The sequence below is a fragment of the Rhodopirellula sp. JB055 genome (assembly GCF_043100905.1).
In the GTDB taxonomy this organism is placed as follows: Bacteria; Planctomycetota; Planctomycetia; order Pirellulales; family Pirellulaceae; genus Rhodopirellula.
The window spans coordinates 1-3,783 of the sequence record NZ_JBICHO010000338.1 but is presented as its reverse complement, the minus strand read 5'-3'; the positions used below and the strand labels follow the sequence as shown (position 1 = coordinate 3,783).

4 protein-coding genes are annotated in these 3,783 nt (G+C 57.6%); 3 read left to right on the top strand and 1 reads right to left on the bottom strand.

What is annotated here, in order from left to right:
- The coding region (locus tag ACF8AM_RS13370; protein WP_392556108.1) for an aldo/keto reductase at positions 1–292 on the bottom strand (292 nt) is incomplete at its 3' end.
- Positions 293–603: 311 nt separating this feature from the next.
- Between ACF8AM_RS13370 and ACF8AM_RS13365 the strand changes: the two genes are divergently transcribed.
- Genes ACF8AM_RS13365 through ACF8AM_RS13355 form a run of 3 tightly spaced genes read left to right on the top strand, consistent with a single transcriptional unit; the run spans position 604 to position 3,577 of the window.
- The gene (locus tag ACF8AM_RS13365; RefSeq protein ID WP_392556107.1) at positions 604–1,503 is read left to right on the top strand and encodes an alpha/beta hydrolase; all 900 of its coding nucleotides are present in this window, start codon (positions 604–606) and stop codon (positions 1,501–1,503) included.
- Positions 1,500–2,651: a 3-dehydroquinate synthase gene (locus ACF8AM_RS13360; RefSeq protein WP_392556106.1), complete on the top strand. Its 1,152-nt coding sequence runs from the start codon at positions 1,500–1,502 to the stop codon at positions 2,649–2,651. Before ACF8AM_RS13365 ends, ACF8AM_RS13360 begins: the two co-directional genes overlap by 4 nt.
- Before the next feature lie 20 nt (positions 2,652–2,671).
- Positions 2,672–3,577 carry a DUF6528 family protein gene (locus ACF8AM_RS13355; protein ID WP_392556105.1) on the top strand — a complete coding sequence of 302 codons (906 nt, stop codon included), beginning with the start codon at positions 2,672–2,674 and terminating at the stop codon, positions 3,575–3,577.
- Positions 3,578–3,783 lie beyond the last annotated feature (206 nt).

Here is a 3,783-nt window from a genome sequence, read left to right as displayed (position 1 = left end):
GTGGCGTGAACCATCCATGGCCTGGGCCCGTCACTTTGGTAGCGACGGTCACGCAATCCCGCGGCTTGGTTTTGAGCCATCGACCGAAAATTTCCTCGGTGACGCCAAAGGTTTCCTCCTTGGGAGGCACCGGATAGATTTCAGCCGCGTCAAAGAAATTGATCCCCGCATCAAATGCGTGATCGCAGATCGCATGGCTGGTTGATTCGTCACAAGCACTCCCAAACGTCATCGTTCCCATGCAAATGTCCGAAACGACAATCCCGCTGCTTCCTAAACGACGCTGTTGCACGACTGATCCACCAAGAGAAAATTGAGTTACACTGTTCGGTCTTTCGAAGGTTCGGTCTTCGACGGCGGAGGTTTTAGCTGAAACCGCATTGGAATCCCACCACGCGATCGTTCGCCTTCGATCCACGCCTGCACGAGTTGTGGTCGCCCCTCGCCGGATCTGCCCCAGGGTTTCCGTCGCTGTTTCCCGCCATATGATTCTCGTATCCCCGCCAAAATCCCACCTCGCTAGATCCCACACGCATGAACCATCCCCACGGGTCCTCTCCCCCGCCATCAGACTCCAAGACGTCTCCCACCTCGCTCTGCCCCATGTGGCTCTGTCTTCCTCTGACCGCACTGGCACTGCTCCTCGCGTTTCAACCGTCCCGCATTTTCGCGGCGGAAGAAAACTACACCTGGTCGGCTGACTCGAGCCCCCAAGAAGGTGTTCCTCGCGGCAAAGTCACGCAGTACGAGTTTTCGAATAGCAAAATCTTTGAAGGCACCCGACGTCGATACAGCGTCTACGTGCCAGCCCAATACGACGGCTCGAAGCCTGCCGCGTTGATGGTCTTCCAAGACGGCCACACTTTCCAAGGCCCCGGCGGTGACTTCCGCCTGCCCACCGTGTTCGACAACCTCATCGCCGCCGGCGACATGCCCGTCACGATCGCCGTGATGGTGGACCCGGGCCACAAAGGTGAATTACCCCCCAAACGAGGCTGGAAACCCACGCCATCCAACCGAGCCTTTGAATACGACACCGTCTCGGGTGACTACGCCGAGTTCTTGCTGACCGAACTACTGCCGGTGGTCGAAGAACAATACAAAATCACCGACAATCCGGACCTGCGAGCCATCTGCGGCAACAGCTCCGGTGGCATCTGTGCGTTCTCCGTCGCTTGGTTCCGCCCCGACTCGTTTCGAAAGGTCATGTCGCATATCGGCAGCTTCGTCAACATTCGCGGCGGACATCACTACCCCGCCATGATTCGCAAAACCGATCCGAAACCGATTCGAGTCTTCTTGCAAGACGGCAGCGGCGACCTGGACAACAGCCACGGCAACTGGCCGTTGGCCAACCAGCAGATGGCGGCCGCGTTGGCTTTCCAAGAATACGACTACAAGTTTGTCTACGGCGAAGGCGGCCACAACGGAAAACACGGTGGATCGATCTTCCCCGACTCGTTGCGTTGGCTGTGGCGCGGATGGAAAGAGTTGACGCCGTGACCGAACATGACATCTCCTTCGAAGTCAAATTTGTTCATCGCCTGAGACAGACCGACGACGTCTCTCAAGCCGACTTCCCCGTGCTGGAATCTGTCCTGCACGGCGAACAAAGTGACAGCTCCGCGCCGAAGGTTCTGTTCTGCTTGGACAGCAACCTCGAGGGCGGCGAATTCGCCACGGCACTGATCAACCAGATGCGAACCAGCGATCGAATGCGATTGGTTCGCGAACCGATGATCGTGCCCGGTGGTGAAGCATGCAAAAACTCCGAGCACACCCTTCGCGATCTGCTCGCCGCGATCAACTCACACGACCTGGATCGACGCAGCTACATCATCGTTGCCGGCGGCGGTGCCGTCCTGGACGCAGTCGGATTCGCTGCCGCCATCGCTCACCGAGGTGTGCGTCTGATCCGCTTGCCGTCGACCACGCTCGCCCAAGCCGACTCGGGTGTCGGTGTGAAAAACGCGATCAACTACTTCGAAAAGAAAAACTGGATCGGCAGCTTCGCCGTCCCATGGGCCGTCTTCAATGACACCGCGATCCTGCAGACACTTCCCGATCGCGACTTCCGATCTGGTTTGACCGAAGCCGTCAAAGTCGCCCTGCTGAAAGACGCCGCATTCTTTGACTTCCTGCGAAGATCCGCCAAAAAACTTCGCCGGCGCGTGGCCGATGTTTCCAAGGAAGCAATCGCGCGTTCATGCCAATTGCACCTGGATCACATCACGGCGGGAGGCGACCCGTTCGAAGCCCTCGAAGCTCGCCCGCTCGATTTTGGACACTGGTCCGCTCACCGCATGGAACCGATGTCCAACTACGCCCTCCGTCACGGCGAAGCGGTTGGAATCGGAGTGGCTCTCGACACGCTGTACTCAGCTCGCAAATTCGGGTTCCCCACGCCTTTGGCTCATGCCGTCTGCCAAATCCTTGCTGACCTGGGCACGCCGCTCTGGTGCGACCAACTCGATACACCCGATGAAGTCCTGCGAGGCCTGGAAGAGTTCCGCCAACACCTGGGTGGCCGCTTGACCGTCACCATGCTGAAGAACCCCGGCGAGGCCATCAACGTGCACGAGATTGACCTTCCGGTCATGAAATCCTGCATCGACGAACTGCGTAATCTTGCCTCACAACAACCCGCTTGACCAACAACGACGAGATGACCATGAAAGCCCTGGCGATTGCCTTCCTGGTTCTGTTGGTCAACTTCGCACAGGCGGAAGCACCAACCAACGACGGCGTCCGAGCAAGCATTTCACCTCAAACCCCAGCGATCCTTTGCGCCGACCAAGCCGACAACCGCATCCGACTGGTCGATCCATTCACGCAAGATGCGGACGCTGCTGACCTCTGGTCCTACCCAGCGGCCGAGGCACCGCCAAGCGAACACATCCCCACGGATGCGAAACGAGTCGAAATCGACGGGGAGGTCTTCATCCTCGCCGCTTACCACGGACGCGTCCGACTGGTGCGTTTCCGAGATTCAAAGCTAATCAAAGACTATTCAAGCTACAGCAGTTGCCACTCCGCTGAACTCCTGCCAGACGGCTCGATTGCCACCGCCAACAGCAACCATGGCAAGCTCCGCCTGCATCACTCCGCCGACGATTTTGTCGACACAGAATTGCCCTACGCCCACGGAGTGACCTGGGACAAGAAACGCCAATGCCTGTGGGTTCTCGGCGACCGACTCTATCGGTTTCTATACCGAGACCGGAAACTCTCACTCGACCAGGCATTTGACTTGCCAACGTCGCCAACCGGGCATGACTTGTTCCCATTGCGAACCGAACCCAAGCTCTTGGTCAGCAACAACGACGCGTTGTATTTGTTTGACATCGAAACCGAAGCCTTCCAACTTTTGTCCGACCTCAATTGGATAAAAAGCGCCAGCCAACACGCCGATGGCTCCATCTGGATCAGTGACCCGCAAAGAACCGAAGTCGGCGCCAACTGGCAAAGCGACTCCGTCATCCCCGTGCAGCCACCTGAATCCAACCAACGACACACCATCGCTGGCTCAAAGTTCTACAAAGCCCGCTGGTGGCAAGACGTCAACTTCAGCCACTAAGAAAGTGGCCTAGGCTTCCAGCCTGTAATTGCACGCAAGATCAACAACGCTCCCCAAAACAGTGCGAATGCAGAAAGGCTCCTGCCAAACCGACTGAGCGTTGGCCATCAATCCGCGTCGCTTGAAAGCACGTGATTGCAAAGCGATTCCCGGTGATGCCATTCATGGTCTATCCCACGCATCAGTAGCGCGTTGTCAAATGAAGA